15 protein-coding genes are annotated in these 15,078 nt (G+C 58.2%); 7 read left to right on the forward strand and 8 right to left on the reverse strand.

Annotation, left to right across the window (positions count from 1 at the left end):
* Positions 1–35: 35 nt before the first annotated feature.
* The 3 genes from A8B84_RS04235 to A8B84_RS04245 all read left to right on the forward strand — a co-directional run bounded on the left by A8B84_RS04235 (position 36) and on the right by A8B84_RS04245 (position 3,957).
* A complete protein-coding gene (locus tag A8B84_RS04235; protein WP_064228221.1) occupies positions 36–1,547 on the forward strand; it encodes a CoA-acylating methylmalonate-semialdehyde dehydrogenase in 1,512 nt (503 codons plus the stop codon).
* Between the two features lie 28 nt (positions 1,548–1,575).
* Positions 1,576–3,246, forward strand: coding sequence for a GMC family oxidoreductase (locus A8B84_RS04240; protein WP_064228220.1), 1,671 nt, complete (start codon positions 1,576–1,578; stop codon positions 3,244–3,246).
* Positions 3,247–3,336: 90 nt separating this feature from the next.
* A complete protein-coding gene (locus A8B84_RS04245) occupies positions 3,337–3,957 on the forward strand; it encodes a LysE family translocator (RefSeq protein WP_064228219.1) in 621 nt (206 codons plus the stop codon).
* A 5-nt stretch (positions 3,958–3,962) separates the two neighbouring features.
* Here the strand turns inward: A8B84_RS04245 and A8B84_RS04250 are convergent, their stop codons facing one another.
* The 4 genes from A8B84_RS04250 to A8B84_RS04265 all read right to left on the reverse strand — a co-directional run bounded on the left by A8B84_RS04250 (position 3,963) and on the right by A8B84_RS04265 (position 7,743).
* Complete coding sequence (locus A8B84_RS04250; protein WP_064228218.1) at positions 3,963–4,634, reverse strand: NAD(P)H-binding protein; 672 nt, start codon at positions 4,632–4,634, stop codon at positions 3,963–3,965.
* 162 nt (positions 4,635–4,796) lie between these two features.
* Complete coding sequence (locus A8B84_RS04255) at positions 4,797–6,323, reverse strand: tripartite tricarboxylate transporter permease (protein WP_064228217.1); 1,527 nt, start codon at positions 6,321–6,323, stop codon at positions 4,797–4,799.
* Entirely contained in the window at positions 6,323–6,769 is a 447-nt protein-coding gene (locus A8B84_RS04260; protein WP_064228216.1) for a tripartite tricarboxylate transporter TctB family protein, read from the reverse strand. Before A8B84_RS04260 ends, A8B84_RS04255 begins: the two co-directional genes overlap by 1 nt.
* Positions 6,766–7,743: a Bug family tripartite tricarboxylate transporter substrate binding protein gene (locus A8B84_RS04265; RefSeq protein WP_064228215.1), complete on the reverse strand. Its 978-nt coding sequence runs from the start codon at positions 7,741–7,743 to the stop codon at positions 6,766–6,768. The genes A8B84_RS04260 and A8B84_RS04265 overlap by 4 nt, the downstream gene beginning before the upstream one ends.
* Before the next feature lie 202 nt (positions 7,744–7,945).
* Here A8B84_RS04265 and A8B84_RS04270 point away from each other — a divergent pair, with 202 nt between their 5' ends.
* From A8B84_RS04270 to A8B84_RS04280, 3 genes are all read left to right on the forward strand, one after another.
* Positions 7,946–9,610 (forward strand): sensor histidine kinase, encoded by a 1,665-nt coding sequence (locus tag A8B84_RS04270; protein WP_064228214.1) that lies wholly within the window; start codon positions 7,946–7,948, stop codon positions 9,608–9,610.
* Entirely contained in the window at positions 9,607–10,296 is a 690-nt protein-coding gene (locus A8B84_RS04275; protein ID WP_064228213.1) for a response regulator, read from the forward strand. Before A8B84_RS04270 ends, A8B84_RS04275 begins: the two co-directional genes overlap by 4 nt.
* Before the next feature lie 86 nt (positions 10,297–10,382).
* Positions 10,383–10,895, forward strand: a complete 513-nt coding sequence (locus A8B84_RS04280; protein ID WP_064228212.1) for a DUF2244 domain-containing protein — start codon at positions 10,383–10,385, stop codon at positions 10,893–10,895.
* 8 nt (positions 10,896–10,903) lie between these two features.
* Here A8B84_RS04280 and A8B84_RS04285 read toward each other — a convergent pair whose 3' ends face one another.
* The 3 genes from A8B84_RS04285 to A8B84_RS04295 form a co-directional block, all read right to left on the reverse strand.
* Positions 10,904–11,128 (reverse strand): hypothetical protein, encoded by a 225-nt coding sequence (locus A8B84_RS04285; RefSeq protein WP_227512721.1) that lies wholly within the window; start codon positions 11,126–11,128, stop codon positions 10,904–10,906.
* A 152-nt stretch (positions 11,129–11,280) separates the two neighbouring features.
* A complete protein-coding gene (locus tag A8B84_RS04290; protein WP_064228210.1) occupies positions 11,281–12,063 on the reverse strand; it encodes a substrate-binding periplasmic protein in 783 nt (260 codons plus the stop codon).
* A gap of 202 nt (positions 12,064–12,265) precedes the next feature.
* Positions 12,266–13,177 (reverse strand): diacylglycerol/lipid kinase family protein, encoded by a 912-nt coding sequence (locus A8B84_RS04295; RefSeq protein WP_064228209.1) that lies wholly within the window; start codon positions 13,175–13,177, stop codon positions 12,266–12,268.
* Positions 13,178–13,257: 80 nt separating this feature from the next.
* On the opposite strand from A8B84_RS04295, the gene A8B84_RS04300 reads away from it, so the two are divergent.
* Positions 13,258–14,148, forward strand: a complete 891-nt coding sequence (locus A8B84_RS04300) for a haloalkane dehalogenase (RefSeq protein ID WP_064228208.1) — start codon at positions 13,258–13,260, stop codon at positions 14,146–14,148.
* A 26-nt stretch (positions 14,149–14,174) separates the two neighbouring features.
* Here the strand turns inward: A8B84_RS04300 and rarD are convergent, their stop codons facing one another.
* Complete coding sequence (gene rarD, locus A8B84_RS04305; RefSeq protein WP_064228207.1) at positions 14,175–15,065, reverse strand: EamA family transporter RarD; 891 nt, start codon at positions 15,063–15,065, stop codon at positions 14,175–14,177.
* Between the last annotated feature and the right edge of the window lie 13 nt (positions 15,066–15,078).

Raw genomic sequence — 15,078 nt, forward strand, 5'->3', positions numbered from 1 at the left:
TTCCATCGGCTAAACACGAAAAGACAGAGGCACCCATGACCGACGCGACCATCCAGCATTATATCAATGGCCAAATATCACCAGGCACTGGCAGTCAGACACAGGATGTGTTCAACCCGGCCACCGGCCAGGTAACCGGACAGGTCGCCCTGGCCAGCGGCGACGATGTGAATGCCGCTGTTGCTGCCGCCGATGCGGCGTTCCCGGCCTGGGCCGACACACCACCCATCCGCCGGGCACGGGTGATGTTCAAGTTTCTGGAGCTGCTGAATACGCACAAGGATGACCTTGCCCGCGCCATCACCGCCGAACATGGCAAGGTCTTCACCGATGCCCAGGGGGAAGTGGCCCGGGGCATCGACATTGTCGAGTTTGCCTGTGGTATTCCCCAGTTGCTCAAAGGCGATTACACGGAACAGGTGAGCACGGGTATCGACAACTGGACCACCCGCCAGCCGCTGGGCGTGGTCGCCGGGGTAACACCTTTCAACTTCCCTGCCATGGTGCCGATGTGGATGTTCCCGGTGGCCATCGCAGCGGGCAACACTTTTGTTCTGAAGCCCAGCCCGCTGGACCCCAGCGCCTCCCTGATGATCGCCGATCTTCTGAAACAGGCCGGCCTGCCCGATGGCGTATTCAATGTGGTCCAGGGTGACAAGGACGCAGTGAACGCACTGATCGAGCATCCGGATGTCCAGGCCCTGAGTTTTGTCGGCTCCACACCGATCGCCAACCTGCTGTACGAGAAAGGCGCCAAACACGGCAAGCGCATCCAGGCCCTTGGCGGGGCCAAGAACCACATGGTGGTGATGCCCGATGCCGATCTGGACAAAGCCGTCGACGCCCTGATCGGCGCGGCTTATGGCAGCGCCGGCGAGCGCTGCATGGCCATCAGCGTTGCGGTACTGGTTGGGGATGTTGCGGACAAGATTATGCCAAGACTGGCCGAGCGGGCCCGAAGCTTGAAAGTGAAGAACGGCGAACAGCTGGATGCCGAGATGGGACCAATTGTTACCGCCGCCGCACACCAGCGTATTACCGGCTACATTGACAAGGGTGTGGCCGAAGGTGCCGAACTGCTGGTAGATGGCCGCGAGTTCGATGCATCGACCACCGGTGAGGGCTGTGCCGAAGGTTTCTGGATGGGCGGTTCACTGTTCGATCATGTCACGCCCGACATGACGATCTATAAAGAAGAAATCTTCGGCCCCGTTCTGGCCTGCGTTCGGGTGCCGGATATTGCTACCGCCATCCGCCTGATCAATGATCACGAATTTGGCAACGGTGTCAGCTGCTTCACCGAAAGCGGCACCGTCGCCCGGGAATTCGGTCGCAGAATCCAGGTGGGCATGGTCGGGATTAACGTTCCCATTCCCGTCCCAATGGCGTGGCACGGCTTTGGCGGCTGGAAACGCTCCATGTTCGGCGACACCCATGCCTATGGCGAGGAAGGCGTGAAGTTCTACACCCGTCAGAAATCCATCATGCAGCGCTGGTCCGATTCCATTGATGCCGGTGCGGAATTTGTTATGCCAACAGCCAAGTAACAACGGAACCAGCTGCGGAGAAAGCGCCATGTCCGACAACAAAAACGCGACGGGACAGCAGGAATTCGACTACATCGTGGTAGGCGCCGGCACTGCCGGCTGCCTGCTCGCCAATCGCCTGAGCAAAAACCCCGACAACCGGGTACTGCTTATTGAGGCAGGAGGGAGGGACAACTACCACTGGATACACGTCCCGGTCGGCTACCTGTATTGCATAGACAACCCACGCACCGACTGGCGCTTCCGCACCGAGCCGGACCCCGGCCTGAATGGCCGTTCCCTGATTTATCCCCGGGGCAAGACCCTCGGCGGCTGCTCCAGCATTAACGGTATGCTCTACATCCGTGGCCAGGCCCGGGATTATGACCAGTGGTCCGACATCACCGGTGAAAGCGACTGGAGCTGGGACAACTGCCTCCCAGACTTCATGCGCCACGAGGATCATTACCGCCTTGATGATGGCGGCGATGCCGACCCGGAGCACCACAAATACCACGGCCACGGCGGTGAATGGCGGGTAGAGCACCAGCGGCTGAAATGGAAGGTTCTGGAAGACTTCGCAACGGCCTGTGTTGAGGCGGGTATTCCGCGAACGCGGGATTTCAATCGCGGCGACAACGAGGGCGTGGATTACTTCGAGGTGAACCAGCGCTCCGGCTGGCGCTGGAACACCTCCAAAGCCTTTCTGCGGGAAGCAGAAAAACGCCCCAACCTGACGCTCTGGCACTCCACTCACGTGCTCGGTCTGGAAACGGAAATCTCTGAAACCGGCCCCCGATGCACGGGTGTGCGCGTTGAACGGCCCGGTGAAGGCAAAGTCACGGCGAGGGCGAAGCGGGAAGTCATTCTCTCTGCCGGCGCCATTGGCTCACCGCAACTGTTGCAGCTCTCCGGAATCGGTCCCGCCGATCTTCTGAAAGAGCACGGCATTGACGTGGTTGCCGATCTACCCGGTGTGGGTGAGAACCTTCAGGACCATCTGCAGATCCGCTCCGTGTACAAGGTGAAGGGTGTCACCACTCTGAATACCATGGCCAATTCGCTGATTGGCAAGGCCCGTATAGGTCTGGAGTACCTCCTCACACGCTCCGGACCCATGAGCATGGCACCGTCACAGCTTTGCCTGTTCACCCGCAGCTCCGAGGAGTACAAACACGCCAACATTGAATACCACGTTCAACCCCTGAGCCTGGATGCCTTCGGCCAACCACTGCACAAGTTCCCGGCCATCACCGCCAGCGTCTGCAACCTGAACCCCACCAGCCGTGGCACGGTGCGTATCCGCAGTAACGATCCTAAACAGGCACCGGCCATCGTTCCCAATTACCTGAGCACGCCGGAAGACAGGAAAGTGGCCGCAGATTCATTGAGGGTGACCCGGCTTATAGCAAACCAGCCGGCGTTTCAGCAGTACCAGCCGGAGGAATTCAAACCCGGTCTGGAGTACCAGACCGACGACGAACTGACCAAGCTGGCCGGGGATATTGGCACGACGATCTTTCATCCGGTGGGCACCACCCGCATGGGGCGTGCCGATGATGACCAGGCGGTGGTGGACCCGCACCTTAGGGTTCGGGGCGTTTCCGGACTGCGTGTGGTGGATGCTGGCGTGATGCCCACCATCACCAGCGGCAATACCAATTCCCCAACCCTGATGATTGCTGAAAAGGCCGCCCGCTGGATTCTGGCGGGTGATTGAGCATTGAACTGATTGCAGTTTCCAGGTTTTTGACAATGATCAGGCTGCTAGAATTGGCGGCCTGTTTCATTTGCAAAGGACGGATCCACCATGACGCTTGCCACCTGGTTGGCTGTTGTCACTATCTGTATTCTGGGCGCCATGTCACCAGGCCCGTCTCTGGCACTGGTGCTCAAGCAGACGCTTACCGGCGGTCGCCGCAACGGTGTGATCACCGCCCTTGCCCATGGTATCGGTGTCGGCATCTATGCCTTTCTGAGCATCCTCGGGCTCGCCGCCATCATCACCGCCTCGCCAACGGCGTTTTCAATCCTGCAGTGGGGCGGCGCCCTGTACCTGGCCTGGCTGGGCGTGAAGGGACTGATGGCAAAGCGGCAGTCGGATGACGAACTGCCCGAGCCGCCCACCACCAAAAGTGCAGCCCGCGACGGTTTTCTGATCGCGTTCTTCAACCCGAAAATCGCCGTGTTCTTTCTGGCCCTGTTCAGCCAGGTGGTCGGCACTGAAACCAGCTTGCTGGCCAAATTCGGCTACGCCGCAACGGCTCTTGTCATTGATACCAGTTGGTACCTGATCGTTGCCTGGCTGTTCTCCAACCCGAAATGGCTGACCCTGCTCAGACAGAAAGCTGTGTGGTTCGAGCGTATCTTTGGGGCCATTCTCATTGGCCTTGCCGGCCGTCTGGTGGTCGGCATTCTGAACGGCAAATAGCTGGCTCAGTCTGCCAGTTGGACGATCTCATCGTATTCGCGCGTCTGGACCACTTGCTCGGCGGTGGGTTCCGCCGCCAAACGGCAGACCTCATTGACCATGGCACTGGCCACTGTTTGCGCCTCAATGCCGCGGTACTTATCCAGGGGACCAATAAGCAGACGGTTGACCAGAGGCATCGCCTTGATGCCCAGGGCCTCGGCGGTGCGCTGTTCTTTCCGGTCGCCCAACAACAGACTGGGGTGATAGATGGACAGGTAGGGGTAACCGAGATTTCTCAGGGCATCTTCAAGCTCGCCCTTCACCCGGTTATAGAAAATGGTCGACGAGGATGAGGCACCGATGGCAGACATCAGGATAAAAGCCCGCACCTCATGAGAGCGGCCCAGCTCCCCAGCTTTCAGGGGGTAGCCCAGATCAACCTTCCGAAACTGATCCTGTGAGCCGGCCTTTTTGATGGTTGTGCCCAGGCAGCAGATAATCACATCCACATCGAACAGTTCGGCATGCTCTTCCAACCGATCGAAATCGACTTCATGCTGTGCGAGTTTGTCGTGCAGCGTCGGCAGCTTGTGCCTCACCAGCGCCACCACCTGCGAAACTTCATCCCTGCCCAGCAAACCCTGTAGCACTTTGCCACCAGTCAGGCCGGTAGCGCCCAGCAACATCACCCTCATAACAGTCTTTCCCTCGGAATTCTCTATGCCCATCCTACCAAAGACGGTCAAAGCAGGTCTGTCACCTTTTGAGTCGTATTCCCGACTTTCTTTATGACACACAAAAAAGCACCGGGACAGGCCCGGCGCAAAGACTGACTGCAGATCGTCAGGTGGGAGTAATCAATCGCTGACCGGGCTCTCTTTCATAGCGGCGTTCATTCGCCGACGCAAAAGGGGGCCTACCAGGTAGGGAAGAATCAGTCCCAGGCCTGCAACGATCCAGAGCCCCATTGCAAGCGGGCTTGCCCAGAGCACGCTCCAGTCGCCATCGGAGAGCACCAGGGCATGGCCAAGGTTCTTTTCCATCTCCGGCCCCAAGAGCAGGCCCAGGATGATCGGCACCAGGGGAATTTCCAGCTTGCGCAGGAAGTAGCCGGCGACACCGAACGCCACCATGAAGTACAGATCGAAAGTGCTGTGGCTGATCGAATAGATGCCAACGAACGCCACCATCGTAACGATGGGCAGCAGATACATCGGTGGCACCGACAGCAGCTTCACGAAGAAGCCCACCAGCGGAATATTCAACACCAGCAGCAGGACGTTACCGATCAACAGGGCTGCGATGACGCCCCAGACGATGTCCGCGTTCTGGGTAAACATCAGCGGTCCCGGCGTGATGTTCAAGGAGATCAGCATGGCAAGCAGAACCGCGGTGGTGCCACTACCTGGAACCCCCAGGGTCAGCATAGGCACCAGGGCCCCCGAAGATGCACCGTTGTTGCCCGCTTCCGGCGCCACAACACCCCGGATGTCGCCCTCACCAAACTTGCCTTTCTTACCGACCACCTGCTTTTCGAGGGTATAGCTTATGAAGCTGCCCAATGAAGCACCGGCCCCAGGCAAAACACCGGAGATAAAACCAAGCACACCACCACGCAGCTGGGTCGGGATCGTCATCATCAACTCTTTCATGGTCAGAGTCAGCTTGCCCACGTTCATCTTGTCGCGGCCACGCCCCATCCGGGATTCCACGAAAAACAGCAGCTCGGAGATGGCAAACAGCCCGACAATGGCCAGGATGAAATCGATACCCTCATACAGCTCCAGAACACCAAAGGTATAGCGCTGGGTTCCGGTTGAGATGTCGATGCCGACAGTGGAGATCATGATCCCCAGTGTCGCCGCGACCACGGTCTTCATGGGATTCTTGCCGGTGATTCCGCCCAGAGTGGCAAACGCCAGCAGAAATAGGGCAAAGTATTCGGCCGGTCCAAAGGTAAGGGCAAACTTCGCCAGCACCGGGGCCAGCATGATCAGACCAATGGTGCCAATCAGACCGCCGGCGAAGGATGCGATCGCCGAGACTGCCAGTGCATCCGCTGCCCGCCCCTTCTGGGCCATGGGGTAGCCATCCAGGCAGGTCATCATCGCCGGCTCGTCACCCGGAATGTTCAGCAGAATCGAGGAAATCCGCCCACCGTACATGGCGCCAGCATAGACAGCTGTCAGCAGGATCATCGCGGTTTCAGGAGGCAAGCCAAGGGTAAAGGCCAAGGGAATAAGAATGGCGACACCATTGGCAGGCCCCAGACCGGGCAGACACCCGATCAACGTGCCCACGAAAGCGCCGAACAGAGCAAACATCAGGTTATACGGAGTCAGGGCCACCGCAAAACCGTCCATCAGGAAGCCTAGAGTTTCCATCAGTGCACCTCCAGCAAGCCGGCCGGCAGACTCAGAGACAGGCCATAGTTAAACAGCACGAAGACCACGACGGCGCTCAACAGACCGGTGAGAAACGCCGGCCTTGGCGCTGCCCCCATGCGCCAACTGAGTGTACCCACAGCCAGGGTAGTGGCGATGACAAAGCCAAGGGGTTCCAGCAGCAGCGTATAGACAACAAGAACCACCAACGAGATCAAAAGCTCAACGGCGGACTTGCCAACAGGCCACTGGGCATCTGGATCCGGTTTGATCATCAGGTAAAGACTGCCTGCCACCAGTACGACTGCCAGCATTGTAGGAAAGGTCTCCGGACCCACGGTCTCGGCGCCACCGAAAGGCTCGGGCCACTGTTGGGCTGCCCAGCCATAGGCAACGGCGAGGACCAGAAGGCCCAGGCCGAGAATGCGATCGCCGAAGCTGGTCATTTCAGTAACCCTATTTCCCGTGAAAGGTTTTCGATGTCCTGCACCTGGTTGCGCACGAACTCATCGAACTGGCTTGCCGGCGGATGAAACGGGATCAGGCCGTTGCTCTTCATGACCTTTTTCCACTCGTCACTGGCATACAGCGTATCGACGGCCTCCACCCAATAGGACTTGGCTTCCTCGCTGGCGCCTTTGGGCATGTAAAAGCCACGCCAGTTCGGGCCAACCGCATCAATACCCTGCTCCTTTGCGGTTGGGAGGTGGCTGAACTTGCCGGGCAAACGCTCCTCGGCGAGCACCGCGACGACTCTCAGGTCACCCGATTCAAGAAAGCCGGTGGCTTCGGAAATATCTCCGGTGAAAGCATCCACCTGCCCACCAACAACCTGGCTCATGGCTTCACCACCGTTGTTGTAGGAAAGGTAGGGAATGGAGGGGAGCTTGTCGGCGCCGGCCGCCTTGGCCGCAATCAGCACCTTGAGATGATCCCAGCCGCCACGGGCGCTGCCACCGGCGAATTTCACGGATTTCGGGTTGGCTTTCACTGCGGCCATCAACTCGCTGAGGTTCTGGTACTCGGAATCCTTGCCAACGGCGATGATGCCGTAATCGGCCCCCAGGGCCCCGACCCAGGTGACCATATCCGCGTTCATGCCCGGGAACTGCTTTTGAGCCAGGCGGGTGGTGGTTGCCGTCGAAGCGGCCACCAGCAGCTTGTTGTCCTCCGCCCGCTTGCTCACGGTGTGGGCATAGGCCACGCCACCGCCGGCGCCCGCCATGTTGACTGTCTGCACGCTACCATCAACCAGGCCGAGGTCCTGCAGAACATTGCCGACGCTGCGACAGGTAAAGTCCCAACCGCCGCCGGGGTCAGCCGGGGCAAGACATTCAACTTTCCCGGAGGGCTGCCAGGCCATGGCAGACATGGAGACGGCCGCGGCCGCCACAAAGGACAGGGTTCGTTTGATAATCATGGTTGTCACCTCATCAACTTGTTTTTGTGATCACTCCTGAGGCAGGACCGTGTTGGCCGGGTCCCTGGCTATGGCAGGCCAGAGGAGCGATTGCAGGCAGGTTAATAGGTGAAACCCGAGACCCGGAAGCTTGTGCACGTAACGCCTTTAACGGGCTTAACGGGCATTTTGTTCATATTGATTACGGGCAACCCGGGCGATCATGCAGTACCCTGAAAACCAAACGACAACAAGCCATGACCAATCCGTGTTTCGAAAAACCAAACTCAAAACCCGAATGATCCTCACGCTGGGTCTGCTCGGCGCGCTGCAAACCATGCTCATTGGTGGCTTTGCCGGCTATTACCTCAGCGATTCCCTGTACGATGAGATCGGCCAGCGGGCACTTATGGTCGCAAAGACCGTGGCCGCCACCCCCGCCGTCATTGATGGCGTGCGCTCCCGCGATGTGGATGGTCTGAACCGCCTCGCCACGCGACTGACGAAGACCAATGAGGCTTTGTTCATTGTGATTGGCGATCACGACGCCGTACGCCTGGCGCATCCGGACCCGGACCGTATTGGCCACTCAATGGGTGATGATGACGGCGACTTTGGCCGCAAGGCCCTTGTGGAAGGCAACGCCTATGTGGCCCTTGCCAGAGGCAGCCTCGGCGAATCCATGCGCGGCAAGGCTCCTATAACCGTTCCAGAAACCGGGGAGATCGTCGGCATCGTGTCGGTTGGCTACAGCCTTGGACAGGTAGAGGCCACGATTCAGCGCTACAACTTTGTGCTCTATGGCGTGGTAGGGCTGATGCTGCTGGTCACCATCCTGTCGGCCATTGTCATTGCCGGCCGGTTCAAGCAGGCCATCTTCGGGCTGGAGCCGGAGGAAATCGCCCGGCTATTCCGGGAACGGGAGGCAACGCTGCAATCGGTGCGGGAAGGGATCATTGCCGTCAATCGGGACGGCATAATCACAACAGCAAACCGCGCCGCCTATGAAACACTGGACCTGCCAACCGACAAAACACTTGCCGGCAGGCCCATTCTGGAGGTTCTGCCAGAAAGCAGTCTGATGTCGGTACTGTCATCCGGTCACCCGGATTTCGACCGGGAGATCTGGCTGCGCGGGCGCCAGATGGTGGTCAATCGGCTACCCGTTCGACAGGGCGACGAAATCATTGGTGTGGTTGCCAGCTTCCGGTTGCGCAATGAACTGGATCAGGTAAGCCGTCAGCTCACCCGTATCCAGCAATACGCGGATACCCTGCGCAGCCAGACCCACGAGTACTCGAACAAACTCCACACCATTGCCGGACTCATCCAGATAGGCGCCAACGAGGAAGCGTTGAGCCTGATCGGCAGTGAAGTAAGTGATCACCAGGCGTTAATTCACCTGTTATTGGAGGCCGTGCCCGATCCGGTTATCGCAGGTTGCCTGCTCGGCAAATACAATCGCGCCCGCGAGATGGGGCTACGGTTGGACATTGATCCTGACAGCCAGATGGCAGACCTGCCCGCCGCCCTGCCCCGGGATCAGCTTGTCAGCGTGCTTGGCAATCTGATCGACAATGCCCTGGATGCCACACGCCTTGAAACAGGAGCGGGTGGGCGAGTGCAGCTTTCCATGACCGACCTCGGACAGGAGCTGATTTTCGAGGTGCAGGATCAGGGCCCCGGTATTCCGGAGGCTGAGCGGCAACGGATTTTCGAGAAAGGGGTCAGTAGCAAGGAAGGAGAAGCCCGTGGCTATGGCCTGCATCTGGTCCAACAGTTTCTGGGGTACTGGGGCGGCTCGGTAACGGTCGATAACATCCCGGAAGGCGGCAGTCGCTTTACCTTATACTTACCGAAAAAGCCCGAGCGGAGGTTCGAACATTGAACACCATTCGCCTGCTGATCGTCGAGGATGACCGGAAAATCGCCGAAATACAGCGACGTTTCGTTGAACGGCTGGAAAACGTTGAACTTTGCGGCATCGCCCATACGCTTGCCGATGCCCGGGACCAGATCGAGATACTGACACCCGACCTCATTCTGCTGGATGTTTACTTTCCCGACGGCAATGGACTCGAACTGCTTCGCGAACTGCGGGCTGAAGACAGCGGCAGCGATGTCATTCTGATAACCGCCGCCAAAGAGGTCGAAACCCTGCGCAGCGCTTTGAGAGGCGGTGTTTTCGACTACATACTGAAACCTCTGGTTTTCGAACGTTTGCAGGAGGCGGTCAACCGCTACCGCGAACACATGGAGCGCTTGTCATCACTGCACCATGTTGCCCAGAAAGAGGTGGATGCACTGCTCCCAAGAACCACTAGCGAAAGCACCCAGAGCACAGAACAGCGATTGCCCAAGGGTATTGATGCCCTGACTCTGGACAAAATCCGGGCAGTGATGGCAAGCGGCCGCCACCTCAGTGCCGAGGATGTCGGTGGTGCCATCGGGGCCTCCCGAACGACCGCCCGGCGTTATCTGGAATACCTGGTGGGTACCGAAGAGCTGTCCGCTGAAGTGACCTATGGTAGTGTCGGGCGCCCGGAGCGACGATACTGTGCCCAGACCCCTTAACCAACTGCCAGATCTGATTCAGTCGCACTCACCGTATAATTGACTATCATCAAGTTAAGCTGCGCGCGATTACTGAGGCAGATTCCATGGTGGAACGCTTGCCACACCCGGATGGTTTCCGGCTGGTCCTGACCCCCAACCGCTCCCTCAGCTGGCATGGCAATGTCAGGATCTGGGCAGCCCTGTTTGTCCTCTCAGCCCTCATAGCAACAGGCTTCACGCTTATGGGCGCCTGGGTGATCATCCCGTTTGCCGGGCTCGAGCTTATTGCCCTCGCCTGTGGAATCTACCTCACCTCCCGCGAGTGCCAGCGACAGGAGGTGCTGTCCATCGACACCGACGACATTCATCTGGAGAAAGGCAGAAAGCGCAAGCAGGCCGAATGGACCCTCCCGACCCGCTATGCGCGGCTCCAAGTGCATTCACCACCCCACCCGTTCACACCTGCCAGACTGTCCCTCACCCACCGGGATACAGAGGTCTCGATTGGCGGTTTCCTGAATATTGAGGACACAGAGAAGCTCATCGGCCTGCTCGAACAAAAGGGACTGCTGATCGAACGTAAAGAGCCCGATCCGCAGATCGGGCTCTGGTTCTGAGTTGGGCGCTATTTGAGCGGAGGAGTCTGCTTGCGCGCCAGGAAGTAATAGACGAGACTGGCAACACCACAAACAATCATCACCCAGCCTGCTCCCTCGGCCATCTGCGTATCTCCGCTTCCCAGGCCTATCAGCACCACAATACCGATAATGATGCTGTACATCGCTGACAAAAACAGAATTATCAGACTTTTGCGTGGCTCGCGCTTAACAACCGTTTTCGGATCTTCCATAGTCCATCCTCCCGTTCGGTCGATGAGCGGGCAGGCGATCACGAAGCCTGCCATTTTGCAACGCTCTAGTCGGGAGTGTAGATCATTTTTTGCTCACACACGGCTTTCAGGCATAGCGAATACCACTTATCCGCTTTTCTGCATCGGCGCGCTTACTCGTAGCTGGCAGCGATTCTTTCGATCTCTCCAGCCTCACGAGCCTCATCCAGAGCCTGCTGGAGATCCTCGATCACAGCCGGATCTGTGTTGTTGCTGAACGCCAGATACATGGGCGTCTCGCGGAATACCAGCACCGGCTGCAGCCCGGTGATGCCGTGCTCTTCTTCTGCCATCAGGGGGCCCACCAGGCCATCAGTCACCCACAGATCGGCCTGGCCCAGGGTAAGGCGACGAGTGTTCACATCACCTGAAACTCCCATCACCACGTTGAATCCCTGGTCAACCAGGTACTCAGACATCACATCGCCCTTGTACCCGGCGATTCTCAGGTCTTTGGCGTCTTCCAGGGAGTCCAGGGTGATATCGGAATCTGGCGCGGCAAACAACGTCCACTTGATCGATGCCAGAGGACCTACCCATTGAAACTGATCTTCCCGCTCGTCGGTGCGCGCGGTGCAAAACAGACCATGGTTTTCCCGATCCTGAACCCAGTTATAGGCGTAACTCCAGTCCCGCATTTTCATGACATAGTCATAGTCGACTCTGGCCAGCATTGCTTTCACCATATCTGCGCAAATGCCGGTAATGTCCTCTTCGTTATGGGCAAATCCCTTTCCGGTTTCAGAAGCATTATAGGGAGGGTAGTTTTCAGTGAAGATATACAAACGCTCGGCTGCAAAAGCCGGGTGACCGATGGCCGACAGGGTCAACGCAATGATGCCGGTTTTTATGCCTTTGATTATCTTCGAGGAGACCGATGCAGTTTCTGTGGGCATTCTCTAGTCCTTTTCGACGATTCAGCTGGAACGGGAGTCAGGCGGCCGCAATTAAGAGGCCACAAACCAAGGATATGGTTGCAAAAGCGACACTCTGGCATTTAATGTCAGCCATTGTGGTTGATTATGCCAGCAAAGCCCATGATTACGCTTCCTGCCGGAAAAGTCAGTGACAAAACGTATCTGAAACCCACCACCATCGTCAGGCAGTGCCGGGAATCACGTTGTTGTTGCCACCGCTTGCGGCGGTGCTGACGACCTTCGAACCGATAACACGAAGGCTGCCATGCCTACACACTACGTAGAGAGGGGTTCGGGAGACCACATCACCGTCGGCCGTCACCGTTTTTGGTTTGCCGGTGTGTACCAGGCAGCGCTGGCTCTTGATATGGACCAGAGTGCTGGTGCGCCGCGGAGCCTGCCTGTTCAGGCGAACCATCAGAAACGTAAACAGAAGCTGAAGCATCGGGCGCGGACGGACAGCGATCATATCCAGCTGGCCATCGCTGGCCGACGCCTCTGGAATCTCATTGCCGCCACCGAAAAAAGCGCCACTGGCGACGGCAATGGAAAGCCAGCGTCCTTTCACGACGCCCCGGTCGCATTGAATCGTTGCCCGGAAACCTCGCTGTGCGTTCAACCGACGCAGCAATTCGACAGCATAGCTGAAACGCCCCAGGATTTTCTTCTCGGTACCCCGGGACTCCCGTGCAGGCAAAGTCCCCATGCCAACATGGGCGACATTCAGAAAGATGCCATCACCATAGTCTGCAACATCGACCGTTTGCGTAATGCCCCTGGCAATCAGCTCGCACAGGGCTTGTGGCTGGTGAGGAAGCCCGAGATTCCGGGAAAAGTCGTTGGCCGTACCTGAGGGCAGGATAGCCAGCGTGGCGCCCTTGTTCTGACAGATGGCAGCGGCCCGGTTTACCGAGCCATCGCCGCCTGCGACGATAACCGTGTCCCTGGCGCCGAGATTCTCGCTCCAGTCCGCCTCTTCAAAGTCACGGCACTGGGGATTGTGGATACCGGCGGATGCCAGGTGGTCCAGCCAGAAGTCCCTGCCACGCTCCCCATCACCTGCCCTGGAATTGCAAATCAACCAATAGGTCATTGCGCTTGTCTCTGCCCCCTCGCTCCAGCACAATTCTGTGCAACCATTCCCTCACAATAATGAACAACAAGGCAAGCGCGATGGATTTTGTCAGAACCCCGGAAAGCCGCTTTGAAAGACTGCTGGACTATCCGTTTGAGCCCCACTATATGGAGGTGGGCGGTCTGCGAATGCACTACGTGGATGAGGGGCCTTCCGAGGCAAACCCCGTTCTGATGATGCACGGTGAACCGTCATGGTCCTACCTCTACCGCCATATGATTCCGATATGCGCGGCGGCCGGGCACCGGGTTATCGCCCCGGATCTGATCGGTTTCGGCAAATCAGACAAACCCACGGCCATCGACGACTATTCCTACCAGCAGCACATGGACTGGATGCAGTCGTTCCTGGATCAGCTCGGACTCACCAACATCACTCTGGTATGCCAGGATTGGGGCTCATTGCTGGGGCTGCGGCTGGCAGCGGAGAATCCTGACCGATTCCGGGCTATTGTGGTCGGCAACGGCATGCTGCCTACCGGCGATCAGAAAACCCCGCCGGCGTTCAAGATCTGGAAGAATTTTGCCCTGCACAGTCCCTGGTTTCCCATTGCACGGATCATCAACACCGGCTCTTTTCGCAAGCTGGGGCCCGATGAAATGAGGGCCTACGACGCACCCTTCCCTGGCAAAAAGTACAAAGCCGGCGCCCGGGCCTTCCCCCGGCTGGTGCCAATGCACCCGAACGACCCCGCCAGTGAGGCCAACCGCAACGCCTGGAAAGTGCTCGAACGTTGGGAAAAGCCGTTTCTGACCACCTTCAGCAACGGCGACCCGATCACCCGGGGCGGCGATGCGTATATGCAGAAGAGGATTCCGGGCGCGAAAGACCAGCCCCATGTAACCCTCAAGGGCGGACACTTTCTTCAGGAAGATTCACCCGTGAACTTCGCCCGGGCCATCAATGATCTGCTCGCCACCTTCTCCTGAGTGATGCAGTCCTAAGGGTGGCAGATTTAATCCTGGCCGACCGGCACCCGTGGCCGGTAGTGCCAGGAAGACCAGCTATACAGTCCCAGTGCGATCCAGATCACCACGAAACTGATCAACTGAGCGTCACTTAATGGTTCAGCGAAAACCAGCAGGGCAATAAAGAACTGCAGTGTGGGGTTGATGTACATCAGGAAGCCAACAGTCGCCAGCCGCAGGCGCCGGGCAGCACCGGCAAACAGGAGCAACGGGATGGCAGTCACGATCCCGCTGGCCATCAGCAAGGCACCAAGGTAAGCGCTATCGCCAAAGTGAGATATGCCCTCCCTGGCAAGCCAACCAAAGGTAAGCAGGCCGACCGGGAGCAGCAACATGGTTTCAACAAACAGCCCGGACAGACCATCCAGCATCACCTGTTTTCGAACCAGGCCGTAGGTGCCAAAACTGATGGCCAGAGCCAGAGAAATCCAGGGCAGCTCACCGAGTATCACCAACTGGATCAGGATACCGACGCCAGCAAGGACGACAGCCGCCATCTGCCATGGCCCCATACGTTCACGAAGCACGATCATGCCGAGGGCAACATTCACCAGCGGTGTCAGGAAATAGCCAAGACTGGCCTGGAGAACATGGCGGGTTTCAACGGAATAGATGTAGATGCCCCAGTTGGCGGCAATGAGCAACGCACAGGCAAGCACCCGCCAGAGCTGGGACGGGTTTGCCAACGCCGCCCGAACCGCAGGCCACCGCCGCAAGCCACTTATGACAAGGGCCAGGAACACGCAGGACCAGATTATCCGGTGAATCAGGATTTCAAACGCCGGCACGCCTTCAAACAGGGCAAAGAAAAGAGGAAAGCAGCCCCAGATGGTATAGGCGCCCAAACCATACCAGACGCCCTTGGTCACTTCCGTCATGTGTTAACTACCC

Origin of the sequence: Marinobacter sp. EhC06 (assembly GCF_001650915.1) — a bacterium.
Lineage (GTDB): Bacteria > Pseudomonadota > Gammaproteobacteria > Pseudomonadales > Oleiphilaceae > Marinobacter.

Excerpts from the sequence above, each read along its gene's own strand:
- A8B84_RS04235 (WP_064228221.1), top strand. The coding sequence starts at position 36 with ATGACCGACGCGACCATCCAGCATTATATCAATGGCCAAATATCACCA.
- A8B84_RS04240 (WP_064228220.1), top strand. The coding sequence starts at position 1,576 with ATGTCCGACAACAAAAACGCGACGGGACAGCAGGAATTCGACTACATC.
- A8B84_RS04245 (WP_064228219.1), top strand. The coding sequence starts at position 3,337 with ATGACGCTTGCCACCTGGTTGGCTGTTGTCACTATCTGTATTCTGGGC.
- A8B84_RS04250 (WP_064228218.1), bottom strand. The coding sequence starts at position 4,634 with ATGAGGGTGATGTTGCTGGGCGCTACCGGCCTGACTGGTGGCAAAGTG.
- A8B84_RS04255 (WP_064228217.1), bottom strand. The coding sequence starts at position 6,323 with ATGGAAACTCTAGGCTTCCTGATGGACGGTTTTGCGGTGGCCCTGACT.
- A8B84_RS04260 (WP_064228216.1), bottom strand. The coding sequence starts at position 6,769 with ATGACCAGCTTCGGCGATCGCATTCTCGGCCTGGGCCTTCTGGTCCTC.
- A8B84_RS04265 (WP_064228215.1), bottom strand. The coding sequence starts at position 7,743 with ATGATTATCAAACGAACCCTGTCCTTTGTGGCGGCCGCGGCCGTCTCC.
- A8B84_RS04270 (WP_064228214.1), top strand. The coding sequence starts at position 7,946 with ATGCAGTACCCTGAAAACCAAACGACAACAAGCCATGACCAATCCGTG.
- A8B84_RS04280 (WP_064228212.1), top strand. The coding sequence starts at position 10,383 with ATGGTGGAACGCTTGCCACACCCGGATGGTTTCCGGCTGGTCCTGACC.
- A8B84_RS04285 (WP_227512721.1), bottom strand. The coding sequence starts at position 11,128 with ATGGAAGATCCGAAAACGGTTGTTAAGCGCGAGCCACGCAAAAGTCTG.
- A8B84_RS04290 (WP_064228210.1), bottom strand. The coding sequence starts at position 12,063 with ATGCCCACAGAAACTGCATCGGTCTCCTCGAAGATAATCAAAGGCATA.
- A8B84_RS04295 (WP_064228209.1), bottom strand. The coding sequence starts at position 13,177 with ATGACCTATTGGTTGATTTGCAATTCCAGGGCAGGTGATGGGGAGCGT.
- A8B84_RS04300 (WP_064228208.1), top strand. The coding sequence starts at position 13,258 with ATGGATTTTGTCAGAACCCCGGAAAGCCGCTTTGAAAGACTGCTGGAC.
- rarD (WP_064228207.1), bottom strand. The coding sequence starts at position 15,065 with ATGACGGAAGTGACCAAGGGCGTCTGGTATGGTTTGGGCGCCTATACC.